Origin of the sequence: Kocuria sp. CCUG 69068, from assembly GCF_020833785.1 — a bacterium.
GTDB classification, from domain to species: domain Bacteria; phylum Actinomycetota; class Actinomycetes; order Actinomycetales; family Micrococcaceae; genus Kocuria; species Kocuria rosea.
Window position 1 is genome coordinate 1 of sequence record NZ_PDDL01000077.1, and the last position, 16,943, is coordinate 16,943.

The window sequence follows — 16,943 nt, forward strand, 5'->3', positions numbered from 1 at the left end:
CATAGCGTGGGGGAAACGCCCGGTCCCATCCCGAACCCGGAAGCTAAGACCCGCAGCGCCGATGGTACTGCACCCGGAAGGGTGTGGGAGAGTAGGACACCGCCGGACCACACCACCAGGGTCGAGCTCCCGCACCACACGGTGCGGGGGCTCCCCGCATTTAACACCCATCGTCTTCGTTGAATCCCCTCCGACCACGGCTTATGGTCGAGGACCAGGACCCGGTGACGACGAGGAGGAGCCGTGCGACGGAGCAGGCTGATGGCAGCAGTGATCGGAACGACCGCCCTGGTGCTCGCCGGCTGCGGCGGGGGCGGTGACGACAGCGCCGTGGTCGAGGAGACGTCGGCCGCCCCGGAGGCGGCTCCCGGCTCCCGCGCCGTCCTCCAGGACGCCGAGGGCGCGGAGGTCGGCAGCGTCAGCTTCTCGGAGGTCGCCGCCGGCGCGGAGGTCGTGGCCGAGGTGCAGGGACTCGAGCCCGGCTTCTACGGACTGCACGTGCACGCGACCGGCCTCTGCGAGCCCGACAGCACGGCCCCGGGGGACCCCGGCACCACGGGCGCGTTCCTCTCCGCGGGCGGTCACCTCGGGAACGAGGACGCCGAGCACCCCGGCCACCGGGGCGACCTCCCCGGTCTCCTGGTGACGGAGGAGGGGGCGGGCTTCCTCACGACGGTCACAGACCGCTTCGGTGTCCAGGACCTCGTGGCCGACGACGACGGCAGCGCCGTGATGGTCCACTCGGGCCCCGACAACCACGCCAACGTCCCGGAGCGCTACGCCCCCGGCGGACCCGACGAGGCCACGCTGGGCACGGGCGACGCCGGCTCGCGGCTGGCCTGCGGCGTCGTCGAATGACCGCGGGCCGTTCCGGCCGCGGGTGAGACCCGGCCCTGCGGCGGCGTCCTTCGCTACCCTGGGGGCGTTCCTGCCGTACGCCCGAGAGAGGGGTCTCCCACCATGCCCGACGTCAGTCCCGCCACCGCCCGGATCAACGGGGTCACCATGACCTACACCGACCGGGGGGAGGGGCCGGTGCTCCTCCTGCTGCACGGTCACGCCTACGACCGCAGCATGTGGACCCGTCAGGTCGAGGTGTTCGCCTCCCGCGGCTGGCGGGTGATCGCCCCCGACCTGCGCGGCTTCGGCGGGTCCGAGGTCACCGAGGGGATCGTCTACACCGAGGAGTTCGCGGACGACGTGGCCGCGCTGCTCGAGCACCTGGCCGTCGACCGGGCGGTGGTGGTCGGGTTCTCGATGTCCGGCCAGATCGCCATGGAGCTCCTCCACCGCCACCCCGGCCGGGTCCGGGCGCTGGTCGTCAACGACACCGTCCCCGAGGCGGAGGACGCCGCCGGCAGGCGGCGCCGCCACGTCGCCGCGGACGCCATGCTGACCGGCGGCATGGAGGCCTACGGCCGCAATGTCCTGGGCAAGATGGTCGCCGAGTCGACGGTGGAGACCCGCCCCGAGGTGGCGGCCGAGGTGCTGGCCATGCTCCAGAACGCTCCCGCGAAGGGGGCCGCCGCGGCCATGCGCGGGCGCGCCGAGCGCCGGGACTTCACCGAGCTGCTCCGCGGCGCCCGGATCCCCGTGCTCGTCGTGGTTGGCGCGGACGACGCCTTCGACGGCGGCGCCGGCCTGCGGATGACCGAGCTGGCCCCCGGGGCGGAGCTCGTCGTCGTCGACGGCGCCGGGCACACCCCCAACCTCGAGCAGCCCGCCGCGTTCGACGACGCCCTGGAGAACTTCCTGCACCGTCTCGACGCCTGAGCGCGGTCACCCCGCGGCAGTACGCTCCTGCGCCCCGTGCCCCTCGGCGGTCCCTCCGTCACGGGGGCGCGGGGTGTCCTGTTCTCCCACAGAGAAGCCGTTGTCCTGCCGACCGCATCATCAGTATGCTGTCCAGATCAGTGCACGACGAGAGGAAGTGGAGCATGGCCGAGACGAACAGCGGCAACCCCGAGAACGCCGACCGCGAGACGGTGGACCAGCTCGCGTTCCAGAACCCCGTGACGCGATACCCCGTCCTGTCGCCCCCGAAGCAGGACCAGCCCGAGCCGGGCCTGGACGTCGAGCTCGAGCCCAGGACCGACCGCGGGGAGCTCTCCTACCGGGGGACCGGCCGCCTGGAGGGGCGCAAGGCCCTGATCACCGGGGCGGACTCGGGCATCGGCGCGGCCGTCGCCATCGCGTTCGCCAAGGAGGGCGCCGACGTCGCCCTGAACTACCTCCCGGACGAGGAGCCCGACGCGCAGGTGGTCAAGGCCGCCATCGAGAAGGCCGGTCGCACGGCCGTCCTCCTCCCCGGGGACCTCACCGACAAGGACTTCTGCACGTCCCTGGTCGAGAACGCCGTGGACGGGCTGGGTGGCCTCGACATCCTCGTCAACAACGCCGGCAAGCAGGTGGCGGTCGAGAGCCTCGAGGACCTGAGCGACGAGCAGCTGGTCGACACCTTCACCGTCAACATCGTGGCGATGTTCCGGATCACCAAGGCGGCGCTGCGGCACCTGCCCGCGGGGTCCTCCATCATCAACACGACGTCGATCCAGGCGTACCAGCCGTCGCCGGACCTCCTCGACTACGCGTCGACCAAGGCGGCGATCAACAACTTCACCAAGGGCCTCGGCCAGCAGCTGGCGCCCAAGGGCATCCGCGTCAACGCCGTGGCGCCGGGACCGTTCTGGACGCCTCTCCAGGTCTCGGACGGGCAGCCGAAGGACGCGCTGCCAGAGTTCGGGCAGTCGACGCCCCTCGGCAGGGCCGGCCAGCCCACGGAACTGGCCCCCGCCTACGTGTTCCTCGCCTCCTCCGAGTCGAGCTACGTCATCGGCGAGACCCTCAACGTCAACGGCGGCAGCCCGTCGCCGTGAGGACGCGCCGATCCGGCGAAGGGCTTGGCTCCGTGGAGCCTTCGACCTAGGCTAGAACCAGCCCGCACCATCAGTGGACTTATGAAATGTTCCAGAAAGGCGGAATCATGACCACCAACCCCTATGACCCCACCCCCTACGACGCCGGTTCGAGCCACGCGGCGCAGACCGGCACCTCGTCCAAGAAGGACGTCGCGGCGGAGCAGGGCAAGGCCGAGGCGAACCAGCTGAAGCACGAGGCCGCCGGCTCCGGCCAGCGCGTCAAGGAGACGGCGAAGGAGCAGGCCGGAGCCGTCAAGCAGGAGGCCACCGCCCAGGCGCAGAACCTCCTCGGCCAGCTCCGGAGCGACCTGAGGGACCAGGTGGCCCCCCAGCAGGAGCGCATCGCCTCGAGCGTCCGCTCCGTCAGCGACGAGATCAACGCCCTGTCCCGCGGTGAGAAGCCCGAGACGGACTTCGTCACGGGTCTGCTCGGCAGCGTCTCCGGGCGCGTCGACTCCGTGGCCTCCTCCTTGGAGAACAAGGACGCCCAGGACCTGTTGCAGGACGTCCGCAGGTTCGCGGCGCGTCGCCCCGGGACCTTCCTGGCCCTGGCCGCCGGCATCGGGCTCCTCGCCGGTCGCGCCACCCGCGGCGTCAAGGACAGCGACGAGATCGCGACCGACCGCCAGGGCGCCAAGGAGTACTTCGGCGTCTCCGGCCGGCAGGGCCAGGGCACCGCGGCCGGGACGGGCGTCGCCACCGGCGCCGTCTACGACCAGGGCTACGACCGCAACCTCACGGCGACCGAGACCTCGGGCTACACCCCGGCCGACCCCTACGCCTACCGCTCCGACGAGCAGGGCGAGGCGGCCCGCACCTACACCGACCGCGTGCCCGGCACCGTCTACCCGGACCAGGAGGGCGACCGTCGATGAGCCATCCCATTCCCCCCTCGAACGCCGAGAACAGGGCGGAGCACGAGTCGCTCGGTGAGATGTTCAAGTCGCTGAGCACCAACCTCTCCACCCTCATCCAGCAGGAGATCGCGCTCGCCAAGGCCGAGACGACGCAGGCGGTGCAGGAGGCCAAGCAGTCCGCCAAGGACACGGGCAAGGGCGCCGGCATGCTCGCCGGGGCCGGCGTGGCCGGACACTTCGTCCTGCTCTTCCTGTCCCTCGCCCTCATGTGGGGACTGAGCAACCTCGTGGGCCTGGCCTGGTCCTCGGTCATCGTGGCCGTGCTCTGGGCCGTCATCGCCGGCATCCTCGCCGCGATGGGCAAGAAGAACCTCAACGAGGGCAAGCGGGAGATGACCGAGGCGACCCAGGATCCGCTGCCCCTCACCCGCGAGACCGTCTCCGAGATCCCGGACACCGTGAAGCCCTCCAAGAAGGAGAACCGATGAGCCAGCAGAACCCCGAACAGATCCGCGCCGACATCGAGGCCACCCGCGCTCGGCTCGGCTCCGACGTCGACGCCGTCGCGGAGAAGGTGACGCCCGAGCGCGTCGTCGAGCGGCAGAAGGACAAGGTCCGCGGCAAGGTCCAGGACACCGTGCACGGAGTGAGGGAGCGAGTCATGGGTTCTTCCGACGACGAGTTCACGGTGGGCGGCTACTCCACCGGCGACGTCCGGGACGAGGCGGCGTACCGCGCCGACCAGGCCCGCGGCGCCGTGCAGAACGCCCCGGCCACGGCCCGGGCGAAGACCCGGGGCAACCCGCTGGCCGCCGGTCTGATCGCCCTCGGCGCCGGCTGGCTCGTCGGCTCGCTGCTGCCCTCCACGCAGAAGGAGCAGGAGCTCGTCGCCGACGCGGCGGACCGGGTGCAGCCCCACGCCCAGCACGCGGTCGAGTCCGCGAAGAGCGCCGCGCAGGAGGTCGCCCAGGACCTCAAGGAGCCGGCGCAGGAGGCCGCGCAGTCCGTCAAGGAGACCGCGCAGTCGGGCGCCCAGGAGGTCAAGCAGCAGGGCCAGGGCGAGGCCCAGCACCTGAAGACCTCCGCCCAGGACTCGGCGCAGTCCGTCAGGGACGAGACGAAGAACGCCTGACCCGCGCCCGGCCGCACCCCGGCCGGGCGCCGGTGACGCACCGGCCACGACGCAGGCCCCGGACCGACGGTCCGGGGCCTGCGTCGTGGCCGGCGAGCGGTCAGCGGGCCCGGGCGGCCTGCCCGAGGAGCCCCGGGAAGTAGCCGGAGAGGTACCCGCGCTCGGTCGGGTGCAGGTTGTGGCTGCCGGCGTCGGGGCCGAAGAGGATCCACGGGTCCGCCGAGCCGACGCCGTGGCCGCGGAAGCGGTCGGTGACGTCCACGAAGACGGCGCCCTCCTCCTCCACGCCCGCCGCGAGAGCCGCGTTGAGCTCGTCGGTCCAGTCGTTGAGCTGGGCGGCCCGCTCGGCGGAGATCAGCGGGCTGTCCGCACGGTCGTCGAAGAGGTGCGGATAGCCCAGCACCACGATGCGCGCGTCCGACGCGGCGTCGACGGCCGCGACGGTCTCGGCCGCGGAGGCGGCGGCGGACGCGATGAGCGCGGGGGCCTCCGCGAGCTTGGCGTCGCACGGCGCCGGGCCGTAGGCGGCCTCGGCGGGGGCGCTGCACGCCTCGACGAACCCGCCCCACCCGATGTCGTTGCCCCCGAGGGTCAGTGTCACCAGGTCGGCCGAGTCGAGGGCGTCGGCGACCGGCTGCGCGGCGACGAGGTTCCGCACCTCGTGCGTCTCGTAGCCGGCGCACGCCGCGTCCAGGGTCACCTCGATCCGGGGGTGCGCGTCCAGCTTGTCGACGTGGTCCCGTCCCGTGCCCTGGACGCAGCCGGGAACGCCCTCGACCGCTTGGAGCCCGCCCGTGCCGAAGGCCGCGGAGTAGGAGTCGCCGAGGTTGACGACCTCGACGGTGCGCGGGGTCGCGGCGGCGGGGGAGGCGGCCGCGCCCGAGAGGGCGAGCGCCGCGGCCAGGGCGGTGACGGTGCGTCGGGCGGTGACTGAGGACATGGCGGGGACCTTTCGGGGGGCGGTGGCGCCTCCCGGGGGCGGCGCCGTGACGGCGGACGCCGGTGACTCCCTGAATTTACAGTCGCGACGCGGCGGAGGGAAGGTCTGTCCCGGCGTCCTGACCCCAGGCCCCGGCCAGGAGCTCGAGGGAGCGCAGCACCTGCTCCTGGGTGGGGGACGCGGGGGCGATCATGAGCTCGTCGGCGTCCGCCGTGACCGCGAAGTCCTCCAGGGAGGACCGGACCTCGTCGCCCGTGCCCGCGGCCGACCAGTGCAGCATGTGCAGGATCTGCTGCCCGGCGGGGCTGTCCATCACCATGTCCAGCTCAGCCTCGCTCAGCTCGCGGCCGCGGCCCACCATGGCGCGCACCCGTTCGCGCCGGGCGGTCCCGAGCTGTTCGGCGGCGTCCTCGGCGGTGTCCGCGGCGATGACGTTGACGGCCGCGACGACGTACGGCTCCGCGAGCTGCTCGGAGGGACGGAACCCGGCGCGGTAGGCGGCCACGGCGTCCACGAGCGCGTCGGGGGCGAAGTGGGAGGCGAAGGCGTAGGGCAGCCCGTAGGCGGCGGCGAGCTGGGCGCCGAACAGCGAGGAGCCCAGGATCGTGAGGGGCACGTCCGTCCCGGCGCCCGGCACGGCGCTGACCCCCGGGACGAGCGAGCGGCCACTGAGATAGCCCTGCAGCTCGCGGACGTCCTGCGGGAACTGCTCGGCGGCGGAGGGGTCCCGGCGCATGGCCCGCACCGTCCGCAGGTCCGTGCCGGGGGCCCGGCCCAGGCCCAGGTCGATCCGTCCGGGGTGCAGCTCGGCGAGCGTGCCGAACTGCTCCGCGATCACGAGGGGGGAGTGGTTGGGCAGCATGACGCCGCCCGCGCCCAGGCGGACGGTGGAGGTGTGCGCGGCGACGTGGGCGATCAGCACGGCCGGGGCCGAGGAGGCGATCGTGGGCATGTTGTGGTGCTCCGAGTACCAGACCCGCAGGTACCCCAGGCGCTCGGCGTGCTGGGCGAGGCGCACGGAGTCGGCGAAGCTCTCGCCCACGGACGCGCCCTTGCGGACGGTGGCGAAGTCGATGACGGACAGGGGCAGCGGCACGGCGGACCTTTCACGGTGATCGGGAGAACCTCCACGCTACTCCTCTCCGCCCGGGGCCGCCGTGGCGGGGCGCACACCGGTGCCGCCGCCCGCGGTGCCGGTGCGCGGTGTCGGCGGTCGCGGCTACGCTCGGCAGCATGATCGACCCCTCGACCCCGTTCTCGGCGCCCGAGCTGTTCGAGCTGCCCCGGGAGCGCGCGGAGATCGCCCCCGGCGCCGTCCACGTGCCGGGGTGGCTCGGGCCCGAGGAGCAGCGGGACCTGGTGCTCCGCTGCCGGGAGTGGGCCGTGGGCCCGGTGCCCATGCGGCACATGGTGCTCCCGGGCGGCGGCCGGATGTCGGTGCGCTCCACGACACTGGGCTGGGACTGGGCACCCTACCGCTATCTGCGCACCGGGGAGCGCAAGCGGGCACCGGACATGCCCCCGTGGCTGACCGAGCTGGGCCGCCGGGCCGCCCAGGAGGCCTACGGCCCCGGCAGCCCGGACGCGCAGGACTACCGGCCGGACACCGCCCTGGTGAACTTCTACGACGCCGACGCCCGGATGGGCATGCACCAGGACAGGGACGAGGCCTCCGCCGCGCCGATCGTCTCCCTCTCGCTCGGGGACACCTGCGTCTTCCGCTTCGGGAACACGCAGACCCGCTCGGCGCCGTACCGGGACGTGGAGCTGCGCAGCGGCGACCTCTTCGTCTTCGGCGGACCCTCCCGCTACGCGTTCCACGGGGTGCCGCGCATCCGCCCCGGTACGGGGGCGGCCGCGCTGGGCATGAAGGGCGGGCGGCTGAACCTGACCCTCCGGATGACGGGACGGTCCCGGCCGGAGCGCTGAGTCCCCGTGCCAGACTGGCGGGATGGAGCTTCCCGATCCCGCACCGGCCCACCTGATCGACCCGGCGGCGCCGGACGCCGAGGACGTCGGCGCCTACCGCCTGCTCGCCGCGGACATCGCCTCCGGCGTGGCGGTCGTGGCCGCCCGGCACCGCCGGCGGGACGTCGCCGCGACCGTGACCGGGTTCCTCGACGTCTCCTACGACCCGCCCACCATGCTCGTGAGCCTCTTCGAGGAGGGGCGGATCTGCGACGCGGTGGAGTCCTCCGGCGCGTGGACGCTCTCCGTGCTGCGCCGGGACCAGGAGGGGGTCGCCAACTGGCTCGCGAGCCCCGGCAACCCGGTCGAGGGCCTGCTGGACCGCGTGCCCTTCCGGCGCGCGCCGCGCTCGGGGGCGCCCGTCCTGGACGGGGCGCTCGCGTGGTTCGAGCTCTCCACCGTGGCCGTGCACACCGCCGCGACGCACCGGCTCGTCGTGGGCGAGGTGACCGCGATGGGCCGCGGGGTCGCGGAGGCCCGGGCCGACGACCCGCTGGTGCACTACGCCCGCGGCTACCGGGGCCTGACCCGGTGACCCGGGGGGGCGCCGGACACGACGACGGCGCCCGTGCAAGACTGTGACGTCGGGTTTCTCCCGCCCCGTCAGCGGCGGAATCGATTGACTCCCGCTCCGGTTCCGGACGTAGCGTGGACCGGTGGGGCCGCCCGGCGGCACCGTTCCCACGGCTCTCCACGGAAGGACACTCATGGCGGCCCAGCACCACGAACGCCGGCCTCGTCGGGGGCACGACGACGACGCGCCCGCCGGCGGCGCGCCGGAGCAGAGCCCTCCGCAGCCCGAGCGGACGGCGGAGGAGCCGCGGCTGAGCGCGGTCCCGCGGCCCGGTCCCCCGGCCGAGCGCGCGGCCGCGTCGGTCGCCGACCTCGAGGTCCCGGCCGACCACCTCCAGGACCTCGAGCACGTGGGCGAGGCGTTCAAGGCGGCCTTCGCCCACCACCCCGCGGGGGTCGCGATCATCACCGCGCGGGGCCCCGAGGGGCCGGTGGGCCTGACGGCGTCCTCGGTGTCCTCCGTGTCGGCCGTGCCGCCGATCCTCGGCTTCTCCCTGCAGGCCCGTCAGGGCTCGGCCGCTCTGCTGGCCGAGGCCGACTCCTTCCTGGTGCACCTGCTGGACGCCGAGAACCTCGACCTCGCCCGGTCCTTCGCCGTCTCCGGGGCGCCGCGCTTCGGGGCGGACATGCCCTGGGAGTACCTGGAGACGGGGGAGCCCCGGCTGCTCAACGTCGCCCGGGTCCTGCGCGCGGTCCCGCTGGCCCGGATCAAGGCCGGGCCCGCCCTCGTGTTCAACGCCGCCGTGGTCGACGTCCTCGGCCACGAGGGCACGGGCGTCCCCCTCGTCTACCACCGCCGCCGGTTCCACGAGCTCAACGACCGCTCCGCCCTGGACCCAGAGGCCTGAACGTCCGGGGGCGGCCCCCGGGGACCCGGAAGAACTTCGGACTTTGTTGTTGACACATCACCAAGGTGCTCCTAGAGTAGTTGACGAAGCAACAACCTGCTCGCCACCGATCCCCAAGGAGAACACCATGTCCCAGCTCAACGGTCTCGTCCCCGGTTCCTGGACCTTCGACCCCGCCCACTCCGAGGTCGGCTTCACCGTCCGCCACGCCGGCATCTCCAAGGTGCGCGGCACCTTCGGCGAGGTCGACGCGCAGCTCGAGGTCACCGACCCGGTCGAGAGCTCGACCCTGAACGCCACGGTCCAGATGGCGAGCATCGACACCAAGAACGCCGACCGCGACGCCCACGTGCGCAGCGCCGACTTCTTCGCGGTCGAGGAGCACCCCACGATGACCTTCACCTCGACCGCCGTGGCCTTCGACGGAGAAGAGGGCACGATCACCGGTGAGCTGACCATCAAGGACGTGACCCGCACCGTCGAGCTCGCCACCGACTTCAGCGGCGTGGTCGTCGACGCCTTCGGCGTGACCCGCGCCGGCTTCTCCGCCGAGACCACCATCTCCCGCAAGGACTTCGGCATCACCTGGAACGCCGCGATGGAGGCCGGCGGGGTCCTCGTCTCCGACAAGGTCGTCATCAGCCTCGACGTCGCGTTCACCGCGCCGCAGAACGACCCCGAGGAGACCGTCGAGGGCCAGGAGGCCGTCTCGGCCCAGGCCTGATCCCCGACAGGCGCGCACGGGAGCGGCCCGCACCCCGGCAGGGGTGCGGGCCGCTCCCGTGCGCGCCGTGACCGGTGCCGCGGGCCGGTGCGGCTAGCGGAGCTGCTGCACCAGGAACCAGATCGCGGGACCCGCGACCAGCAGCAGCAGCGCCCACCGGCGCAGCCGCACCTCGAACGTGGCGGCGTTGAACCGCCGCCCGTCCTTCGGCCGGGACTCGGCGATCTCGTCCTCGAGCGGCTTGGGGGAGGGCTCCTGCGAGTCCTCGTGCGGGCCCTGGTGCGGGTCCTCGGGGCCGGTGCCGGCAGGGGGCACCGAGGTCACCGCCACTTCGTGGTCATGATCAGCCCCACCATCATCAGGGCCAGGCCCACCCCGATGTTCCACGTGCCGATCCCGGGCACGGGATAGGTGCCCTGGAAGAGGTAGTAGACGATGAGCCACAGCAGCCCGACCACCAGCAGGCCCAGCATGATGGCCTTGTACCAGGTGGGCGTCGGGGCGTGGGCCTCCGGCGAGCCGTGCCGGGAGCGCTCGGTGAGCTCCTGCGCCACCGCGTTCGCGGCGGCCTCCGGGTCGAACGCGGTGGAGCCGCCGGGCAGCCCCTCCGCCGCCAGCCGCGCCAGCTCCGCGTCGACGGGCGGGGCAGCTGCCGGCGTCGACCGTCCGGAGCCGCCCGGACGGCGGGCCGGCTTCTTGCGGCGGTTCTTGGACTCGGGCACTGATCCTCCTGATCACCAAGCGGGCCGTCTTCACGGCGGGGGGTCCGGTGCACCAGTCTAGCCGCCCGGTGCGTGCCCTCCTGCGGACGCGTAAGCTGGACGGGCGCACGCGCCGAGAGGCACCCCACTCCCAGGAGATCCTGTGACCGTCAAGATCCTCGTCGTGGACAACTACGACAGCTTCGTCTACACCCTCGTCGGCTACCTCGAGCAGCTCGGTGCGAGGACCACGGTCATCCGCAACGACGACCTCGACGAGACCGCCGCGTGCGCGCTCGCCGACGAGCACCAGGGCGTCCTCCTCTCGCCCGGCCCGGGCGCTCCCGCCGACGCCGGCGTGTGCACCGCCCTGATCCGCCACGCCGAGCGGACGGGGCAGCCGCTGCTCGGCGTCTGCCTCGGCCACCAGGCCCTCGCGGAGGCGTACGGGGGGACCGTCACCCATGCCGAGGAGCTCATGCACGGGAAGACCTCCCGGGTGGAGCACAACGGCACGAGCGTCTTCGGCGCCGTGCCCAGTCCGTTCACCGCGACCCGCTACCACTCGCTCGCCGTCGTGGACCAGTCCGTGCCCGACGTCCTCGAGGTCACCGCCCGCACCCCGAACGGGGTGATCATGGGGCTGCGCCACAAGAGCGCCCCGCTGCACGGGCTGCAGTTCCACCCGGAGTCCGTCCTCACCGAGGGCGGCTACCTCATGCTCGGCAACTGGCTCGAGCTCGTGGGGCTCAAGGGCGCGGCGCGGGCCGCCGCGTCGCTCTCCCCGCTGATCACCGTCTGATCCTCGGCCGCCGGCCCGGACGTCAATCGCGCCGGGGCCCGCGGTCCGCGCCCTGCTCGAGCGCCTCGCGGGCCCGGTCGGCCGCCTGCTGGGGGATCCCGTCCTGCTCGTCGTCGTCGCGCGCCTCGGTCTCGGGGGAGTCCTCCGGGGACGTCTCGGCGGAGTCGTCCGGGGTGCTGCTGGGCTCGGACTCCTCCTCCTCCGGTGCGGCGGTCTCCTCGGGCTCCTCCTCGTCCTCGGTCGCCTCCGGGGAGGGGGACGGGGTGGGCGAGGGGGTCGGCTCCGGAGCGGGCTCGGGCTCCGGGGCGACCGCCACGGTGAGCGTGATCGTCGAGCCCTGCGGCACGGACTGTCCGGCATCGACGCTCTGGTCCACGACCTGCCCTGCGGGCACTCCGGCCCGGGGGGTGGCGACGACCTCGGACGAGAGGCGGACCGCGTCCGCGCCGAGGGCCGCGACCGCCTCCTGCCGGCTCAGGCCCACGAGCTGCGGCACGGTCACCCGCCCCGTGGACAGCACGAGCTGCACCTCCGAGCCGCTCGGGACGGTGGTCCCGCCGGCCGGGTCGGTGGCGACCAGCATCCCTTGGGGCACCCATGGGCTGTTCGCCGTGCGGGTCGCCCCGGCCTCGAGCCCGGCGGCCTCCAGGGCGTCCCGCACGTCCTCCTCGGACCGGCCCGCGAGGTCGTCGGGGACCTCCACCTCGGCGGGCCCCCGCGAGACCGCGAGGACCACGGTGGAGCCCTCCTCGACCTGCGTGTCGGCCGTGGGGTCGGTGCCCACGGCGTCGCCCTCGGGCACCTCGTCGTCGAAGACCTCCTCGCGCTGCGGCACGAGCTCCGCGTTGCGCAGCGCCGTCTCGGCCACCGCCGCGTCCATCCCCGCCACGTAGGGGACGGCGACGAGCGCTGGTCCGCCGCGCTGGTCCTGGACCCACTGGAGGGCCACGACCCCGAGGACGGCGAGGACCGCGAGGGCGAGCAGGCCGAGCAGCGCCGCGCGCAGCGGTCGCCGTCGGCGGTCCCGCGCCGGGGTCGAGCCGCTGCCGGGGTCGTCCGCCGGCACCGGCGCCGCGGCGACCGCCGTGCCCGCCGCCGTCGGCGGAGCGGCCGCCCCGGCGGGCACGGGGACGGGCGGGAGGGTCTTCGTGTCCTCGTCCCGCTGCCGCACCGCGTGCAGGGGCTGGGTGGCCTCCAGGTCCCCCGGCACCGCGGGGCGCAGCTCCCGCAGCGCCCGGCGCATCTGCCCGGCGTCCTGGAAGCGGGCGGAGCGGTCCTTGGCGAGGGCCTTCGCCAGGAAGTCGTCGACGCGCCCGCCGAGCCGCGGGTCCAGCTCCGAGGGCGCGGGGGGATGGTCCCGGACGTGCTGGGCGGCGATGTCCACCGAGGACCCGCCCACGAACGGCGCCCGGCCCGTGAGCATCTCGAAGAGCACGCACGCGGCGGAGTAGAGGTCGGAGCGGGCGTCCACGGACTCGCCCCGGGCCTGCTCCGGGGACAGGTACTGCGCGGTGCCGAGGACGGCCTGGGCCTGGGTCAGGGCCGGCGAGGTGTCCTCCACGGCCCGGGCGATGCCGAAGTCCATGACCTTGATCTGCCGCTCCGGGGTGACGATCACGTTGGCGGGCTTGATGTCCCGGTGGACGATGCCGGCCCGGTGGCTGTACTCCAGGGCGTCGAGGATGCCCAGGGTGATGTCCACGGCCTCCTGGGGCGTCACGGCGTTCTCGTGGATCAGCTCCCGCAGGGTCCGGCCGGGCACGTACTCCATCACGATGAACGGCCGGTCCACGCCCTCGTCGGTCGTCGCGAGGATCTCGCCCGTGTCGTAGACCGAGACGATGGAGTGGTGGTTCAGGGCGGCCACGGACTGGGCCTCGCGCTTGAACCGTTCGTGGAAGGTGCCGTCCCGGGCCAGTTCGGGGCGCAGCACCTTGATGGCCACCCGCCGGCCCAGCCGCAGGTCCCGCCCCAGGTGGACGGTGGCCATCCCGCCGCGGCCGATGGTCTCGCCCACCTCGTAGCGGTCGTTGATGAGGGAGGGGACGGGGTTCCGGCCCGGCACGGCTCAGCCCTCCTGGCCGGGCCCGGTCGGTGTCGCGGTGGGCGAGGGCGATCCGGTGGTGGGGGCGGTGGTGGTCTCGGGCGCGGCGGCGACCCACATCTCGATGGTGTCGCCGGGGCGGACGGTGGACCCGCCCAGGGGCTGGGTGCGCAGCACGGTCCCGGGCTCGGCGTCCTCGGTGGTCTCGTCGTAGCGGATGATGTTCACGCCCAGGAGCCGGATCTCGTCGATCAGCGGGTCGGCCGGGCGGCCGACCATCCCGGAGGGGAGCTCCACGGTGTCCGGGCCGGTCGAGTAGACCACCGTGATGGTGGTGCTCCGCGCCACCTGGCCCACGGGGTTCAGGGACAGGACGGTGTTCTGCTCCTCGTCGGCGGTGCGGCCCTCGCGCTCCACGGGGAAGCCCAGGTCGGAGAGCTCCTGCACCACCTCGTCCACCGGCCGGCCCTCGTAGCGGGCGGCGAGGACCTCCACGGTGTCCGCGCCGGGCCGCTCCGCCGCCGGGGGCGTCGGCTCGCCGGGCACCGTCGAGGTCGAGACGGTGCCCGTGGGGGAGGGCTCCTGGCTCACGGGCGCCGGCTCGCGCAGCAGGAAGAACCACAGCAGCCCCGCCACGAGGAGCAGCACCAGGAGCACCGGCAGCAGCCAGGCCCACACCGAGCGGCGCTCCCGGCGCTCCTCGGGACGGGCCGGACCGGTGCCGGGGCCCTCCCCGGGGCCCTCCGGGCCGTCGACGACGTCCAGCTCGGCGGTGATGGGCCGTGGCCCGCCGGCGGCGGCGGCTCCGGTCGCCGCGGCGGCCGCGGTGCGGTCCCGGTCCAGCACCTGCGTCGGCTCGTCGCGCACGGGCTCGAACGCCTGGGTGGCGTCGTCGTCGGGCAGGTCGAGGAAGGGGCGCATCCCGGGGACGGCCGCGACCGCCGCGTCCTCGTCCCCGCGGCGGATGGCGTCCACGGCGGTGGCCAGGGCGCCGGCCGTGGCAGGGCGGTCCTTGGGGTCCTTCGCCAGCATCGACATCAGCAGCGCACGCACGGTCTCGGGCACGCTGTCCTTCAGCGGCGGCGGCGGGTCGTTGACCTGCGCGAGGGCGATCGCGATCTGCGACTCCCCGGTGAACGGGCGGCGCCCGGCCAGGCACTCGTAGCCGATGATGCCCAGCGAGTAGATGTCCGAGGACCCCGTGGCGGTCTGACCCGTGGCCTGCTCGGGCGCGAGGTACTGGGCGGTGCCCATGACCTGCCCGGTGGCCGTGAGGGGCACCTGGTCCGCCAGGCGGGCGATGCCGAAGTCCGTGACCTTCACCCGGTTGTCCGGGGTGATGATGAGGTTGCCGGGCTTCACGTCGCGGTGCACCAGGCCCTGGGCGTGCGCGGCCGCCAGCGCCCGTGCGGTCTGCCCGATGTAGTTGAGCACGGTGTCCGGGGCGAGCGTCTTCTGCCGCTCGATGATGTTGGACAGCGGCTCGCCCGGGACCAGCTCCATCACGAGGAAGGCGGAGCCCTCCTCCTCGCCGTAGTCGAAGACGTTGGCCACCCCGGGGTGGTTCAGGAGCGCGGTGTGCCGGGCCTCGGCGCGGAAGCGCTGCAGGAAGTTCGGGTCCCCGTTGTACTCCTCCTTGAGGATCTTCACGGCCACGATCCGGCCCAGGACCCGGTCCTTGGCCTTCCACACCTCACCCATGCCGCCGATCGCGATCCGATCGGTCAGTGCGTAGCGCCCGCCCAGGACGGTGCTCGACGATGGTCTCACTTGTTCAACACCGCCTCGAAGAGTCGCTTGGCACCGGGACTGGTCAGGGAGGCGCCCGTCGCCACGTCCACGTCCTCGAAGACGACGGCGAGGGCCACCTGGGGGTCGTCGGCCGGCGCGAAGCCCGTGAACCAGGAGTCGTTGAGGCCTTCGTCCGAGCCGATCTCGGCGGTGCCCGTCTTCCCGGCCACCTCGACCCCCGGGACGGCCGCGCCGCGGGCGATGCCGTCCTCGACGACCTGCACCATCAGGTCCGAGACGGTCCCGGCGACGTCCGCGCTCGTGGAACGGCGCAGCTGCTCCGGGTTGAGCTCCTCGATCACGGACAGGTCGGCGGAGCGCACGGTGCGCACGAGCTGGGGCTTCATCTGCACCCCGTTGTTGGCGATCGTGGCGCTCATCATGGCCACCTGCAGGGGCGTGGTGCGCACGTCGTACTGGCCGATCGAGGACAGCGCGAGCTGGGCCTCGTTGAGCTCCTCGGGGAACACCGACGGGGTCACCTTGAGCGGCACCGAGAGGGGCTCCCCGTAGCCGAAGTTCCGGGCGGTCTCCCGGATCGCGTCCTCCCCGAGGTCCAGGGCGATCGAGGCGAACGGCGTGTTGCAGGACTGCTCGAGCGCGAACTCCAGGTCCGCCTCCGCACGGGCGGTGCAGCCGCCGCCCACGTAGTTGGGCAGGGTCACGTCGGTGGCGGGCAGGGGCAGCTCCTGGGGGTTCGGGATCAGGGTCTCCGTGGTGTAGTCCCCGGACTCGAGGGCGGCCACGGTGTCGATGATCTTGAACGTCGAGGCGGGGGCGTAGAGGTCACCGGCGACGGCCCGGTTGACGAGGGGCGCGTCGGGGTCCGCGTTGAGCCGTTCCGCGGCGGCGATCACGGAGCCCGAGTCGTGCGAGGCCAGCTCGTTGGGGTCGTAGCCCGGGGTGGAGACCATGGCGAGGATCGCGCCCGTCTCCGGGTCGAGGGCCACGATCGAGCCCTTCCGGCCCTCGAGCACCTCGGCCGCGGTCTGCTGCAGCACCGGGTCGATGGTGAGCTCGACCGACGCGCCCGTGGGCTGGTTCCCGGAGAACATGGAGACCACGCGGTCGTAGAACTGCTCGTCGGAGGCGCCGGAGAGCTCCTCGCCGAGGGCCGCCTCGAGCCCGGTGGCGCCGTAGACGAGGGAGAAGTAGCCCGTGAGGTGCCCGTACGTCAGCGGGTCCGCGTAGACGCGCTGGTACTCGAAGTCGTCCTCCGAGGGCACGGAGGACGCCTTCGGGTCCCCGTCCACGAGGATCGCCCCGCGGTCCGCGCCGAACTGGTCGTAGAGGCTGCGGTTGTTCCACGGGTGCGCCTCGAGGGTGCGCGCCGCGACGAACTGCACGTAGGTCAGCGCGAGGAGCAGCACGGTGAAGATCGCCACGCCGGCCACCCAGGTGTGTCGGATCGCCCGGTTCACGATGCTCCTCCGTTCTCGGTGCTCCGGGACCCGCCGGGGCCCCTGCGGTCCTTGTCGGTGAGGCGGGACATTGCCTCGGTGGGGGTGCCGCCGTGGTGGTCCGCGTCCTCGGCGTCCCGGTGCCCGTCGAGGCCCGCGGCGGCGATCGGCTCGGTGGCGGCGGTGTCGGCGGGCACCGCCGGGCCGCGGGCCGTGTCGGCCCCGGTGCCCCGCCCTCCGGCGGC

At 73.6% G+C, this 16,943-nt stretch carries 18 protein-coding genes, 1 rRNA gene and 1 pseudogene; 12 read left to right on the forward strand and 8 right to left on the reverse strand.

Going from position 1 to position 16,943, the window contains the following annotated elements:
- From rrf to CRM73_RS13705, 7 genes are all read left to right on the forward strand, one after another.
- Positions 1-108, forward strand: a 5S ribosomal RNA gene (rrf, locus tag CRM73_RS13675); the annotation flags it as partial.
- 153 nt (positions 109-261) lie between these two features.
- On the forward strand, positions 262-858 hold the full coding sequence (locus CRM73_RS13680) for a superoxide dismutase family protein (protein WP_229588118.1): 597 nt from the start codon (positions 262-264) through the stop codon (positions 856-858).
- A gap of 102 nt (positions 859-960) precedes the next feature.
- Complete coding sequence (locus CRM73_RS13685) at positions 961-1,773, forward strand: alpha/beta fold hydrolase (RefSeq protein WP_144836849.1); 813 nt, start codon at positions 961-963, stop codon at positions 1,771-1,773.
- Positions 1,774-1,937: 164 nt separating this feature from the next.
- The gene (locus tag CRM73_RS13690; RefSeq protein WP_144836846.1) at positions 1,938-2,876 is read left to right on the forward strand and encodes an SDR family oxidoreductase; all 939 of its coding nucleotides are present in this window, start codon (positions 1,938-1,940) and stop codon (positions 2,874-2,876) included.
- A gap of 107 nt (positions 2,877-2,983) precedes the next feature.
- Positions 2,984-3,793: an ATP synthase F0 subunit B gene (locus CRM73_RS13695; RefSeq protein WP_138976485.1), complete on the forward strand. Its 810-nt coding sequence runs from the start codon at positions 2,984-2,986 to the stop codon at positions 3,791-3,793.
- Positions 3,790-4,263 carry a phage holin family protein gene (locus CRM73_RS13700; RefSeq protein ID WP_109268582.1) on the forward strand — a complete coding sequence of 158 codons (474 nt, stop codon included), beginning with the start codon at positions 3,790-3,792 and terminating at the stop codon, positions 4,261-4,263. The genes CRM73_RS13695 and CRM73_RS13700 overlap by 4 nt, the downstream gene beginning before the upstream one ends.
- Positions 4,260-4,907: a DUF3618 domain-containing protein gene (locus CRM73_RS13705; protein ID WP_229588120.1), complete on the forward strand. Its 648-nt coding sequence runs from the start codon at positions 4,260-4,262 to the stop codon at positions 4,905-4,907. The genes CRM73_RS13700 and CRM73_RS13705 overlap by 4 nt, the downstream gene beginning before the upstream one ends.
- A 100-nt stretch (positions 4,908-5,007) precedes the next feature.
- Here the strand turns inward: CRM73_RS13705 and CRM73_RS13710 are convergent, their stop codons facing one another.
- Positions 5,008-5,847, reverse strand: a complete 840-nt coding sequence (locus CRM73_RS13710) for a GDSL-type esterase/lipase family protein (protein WP_229588122.1) — start codon at positions 5,845-5,847, stop codon at positions 5,008-5,010.
- Positions 5,848-5,923: 76 nt separating this feature from the next.
- Positions 5,924-6,943, reverse strand: coding sequence for an LLM class flavin-dependent oxidoreductase (locus CRM73_RS13715; RefSeq protein ID WP_229588124.1), 1,020 nt, complete (start codon positions 6,941-6,943; stop codon positions 5,924-5,926).
- Positions 6,944-7,080: 137 nt separating this feature from the next.
- Between CRM73_RS13715 and CRM73_RS13720 the strand changes: the two genes are divergently transcribed.
- The 4 genes from CRM73_RS13720 (at position 7,081) to CRM73_RS13735 (ending at position 9,960) form a co-directional block, all read left to right on the forward strand.
- On the forward strand, positions 7,081-7,776 hold the full coding sequence (locus tag CRM73_RS13720; RefSeq protein WP_095651330.1) for an alpha-ketoglutarate-dependent dioxygenase AlkB: 696 nt from the start codon (positions 7,081-7,083) through the stop codon (positions 7,774-7,776).
- 22 nt (positions 7,777-7,798) lie between these two features.
- On the forward strand, positions 7,799-8,350 hold the full coding sequence (locus CRM73_RS13725; RefSeq protein WP_095651329.1) for a flavin reductase family protein: 552 nt from the start codon (positions 7,799-7,801) through the stop codon (positions 8,348-8,350).
- Positions 8,351-8,522: 172 nt separating this feature from the next.
- On the forward strand, positions 8,523-9,236 hold the full coding sequence (locus tag CRM73_RS13730) for a flavin reductase family protein (RefSeq protein ID WP_255662899.1): 714 nt from the start codon (positions 8,523-8,525) through the stop codon (positions 9,234-9,236).
- 127 nt (positions 9,237-9,363) lie between these two features.
- Entirely contained in the window at positions 9,364-9,960 is a 597-nt protein-coding gene (locus CRM73_RS13735; RefSeq protein WP_095651328.1) for a YceI family protein, read from the forward strand.
- Positions 9,961-10,053: 93 nt separating this feature from the next.
- Here CRM73_RS13735 and CRM73_RS13740 read toward each other — a convergent pair whose 3' ends face one another.
- Together CRM73_RS13740 and CRM73_RS13745 are read right to left on the reverse strand one after the other, a co-directional pair.
- Positions 10,054-10,284, reverse strand: coding sequence for a hypothetical protein (locus CRM73_RS13740; RefSeq protein WP_141246823.1), 231 nt, complete (start codon positions 10,282-10,284; stop codon positions 10,054-10,056).
- Entirely contained in the window at positions 10,281-10,682 is a 402-nt protein-coding gene (locus CRM73_RS13745) for a cell division protein CrgA (protein ID WP_229588127.1), read from the reverse strand. The genes CRM73_RS13740 and CRM73_RS13745 overlap by 4 nt, the downstream gene beginning before the upstream one ends.
- A 142-nt stretch (positions 10,683-10,824) precedes the next feature.
- Here CRM73_RS13745 and CRM73_RS13750 point away from each other — a divergent pair, with 142 nt between their 5' ends.
- Positions 10,825-11,463, forward strand: coding sequence for an aminodeoxychorismate/anthranilate synthase component II (locus CRM73_RS13750; protein ID WP_095651326.1), 639 nt, complete (start codon positions 10,825-10,827; stop codon positions 11,461-11,463).
- A gap of 22 nt (positions 11,464-11,485) precedes the next feature.
- On the opposite strand, the gene pknB is transcribed toward CRM73_RS13750, so the two are convergent.
- The 4 genes and pseudogenes from pknB to CRM73_RS13770 form a co-directional block, all read right to left on the reverse strand.
- Entirely contained in the window at positions 11,486-13,528 is a 2,043-nt protein-coding gene (gene pknB, locus CRM73_RS13755) for a Stk1 family PASTA domain-containing Ser/Thr kinase (RefSeq protein ID WP_229588129.1), read from the reverse strand.
- 3 nt (positions 13,529-13,531) lie between these two features.
- Positions 13,532-15,277, reverse strand: a complete 1,746-nt coding sequence (locus CRM73_RS13760; protein ID WP_229588132.1) for a protein kinase — start codon at positions 15,275-15,277, stop codon at positions 13,532-13,534.
- Entirely contained in the window at positions 15,274-16,719 is a 1,446-nt protein-coding gene (locus CRM73_RS13765) for a penicillin-binding protein 2 (protein WP_017834093.1), read from the reverse strand. The genes CRM73_RS13760 and CRM73_RS13765 overlap by 4 nt, the downstream gene beginning before the upstream one ends.
- Positions 16,716-16,943, reverse strand: a pseudogene (locus CRM73_RS13770) (FtsW/RodA/SpoVE family cell cycle protein); the annotation flags it as partial. The pseudogene CRM73_RS13770 and the gene CRM73_RS13765, both read right to left, overlap by 4 nt.

What these genes read in the sequence shown, in the direction of transcription:
- CRM73_RS13680 (WP_229588118.1), top strand. Translation starts at nt 262, where the DNA reads ATGGCAGCAGTGATCGGAACGACCGCCCTGGTGCTCGCCGGCTGCGGC.
- CRM73_RS13685 (WP_144836849.1), top strand. Translation starts at nt 961, where the DNA reads ATGCCCGACGTCAGTCCCGCCACCGCCCGGATCAACGGGGTCACCATG.
- CRM73_RS13690 (WP_144836846.1), top strand. Translation starts at nt 1,938, where the DNA reads ATGGCCGAGACGAACAGCGGCAACCCCGAGAACGCCGACCGCGAGACG.
- CRM73_RS13695 (WP_138976485.1), top strand. Translation starts at nt 2,984, where the DNA reads ATGACCACCAACCCCTATGACCCCACCCCCTACGACGCCGGTTCGAGC.
- CRM73_RS13700 (WP_109268582.1), top strand. Translation starts at nt 3,790, where the DNA reads ATGAGCCATCCCATTCCCCCCTCGAACGCCGAGAACAGGGCGGAGCAC.
- CRM73_RS13705 (WP_229588120.1), top strand. Translation starts at nt 4,260, where the DNA reads ATGAGCCAGCAGAACCCCGAACAGATCCGCGCCGACATCGAGGCCACC.
- CRM73_RS13710 (WP_229588122.1), bottom strand. Translation starts at nt 5,847, where the DNA reads ATGTCCTCAGTCACCGCCCGACGCACCGTCACCGCCCTGGCCGCGGCG.
- CRM73_RS13720 (WP_095651330.1), top strand. Translation starts at nt 7,081, where the DNA reads ATGATCGACCCCTCGACCCCGTTCTCGGCGCCCGAGCTGTTCGAGCTG.
- CRM73_RS13725 (WP_095651329.1), top strand. Translation starts at nt 7,799, where the DNA reads ATGGAGCTTCCCGATCCCGCACCGGCCCACCTGATCGACCCGGCGGCG.
- CRM73_RS13730 (WP_255662899.1), top strand. Translation starts at nt 8,523, where the DNA reads ATGGCGGCCCAGCACCACGAACGCCGGCCTCGTCGGGGGCACGACGAC.
- CRM73_RS13735 (WP_095651328.1), top strand. Translation starts at nt 9,364, where the DNA reads ATGTCCCAGCTCAACGGTCTCGTCCCCGGTTCCTGGACCTTCGACCCC.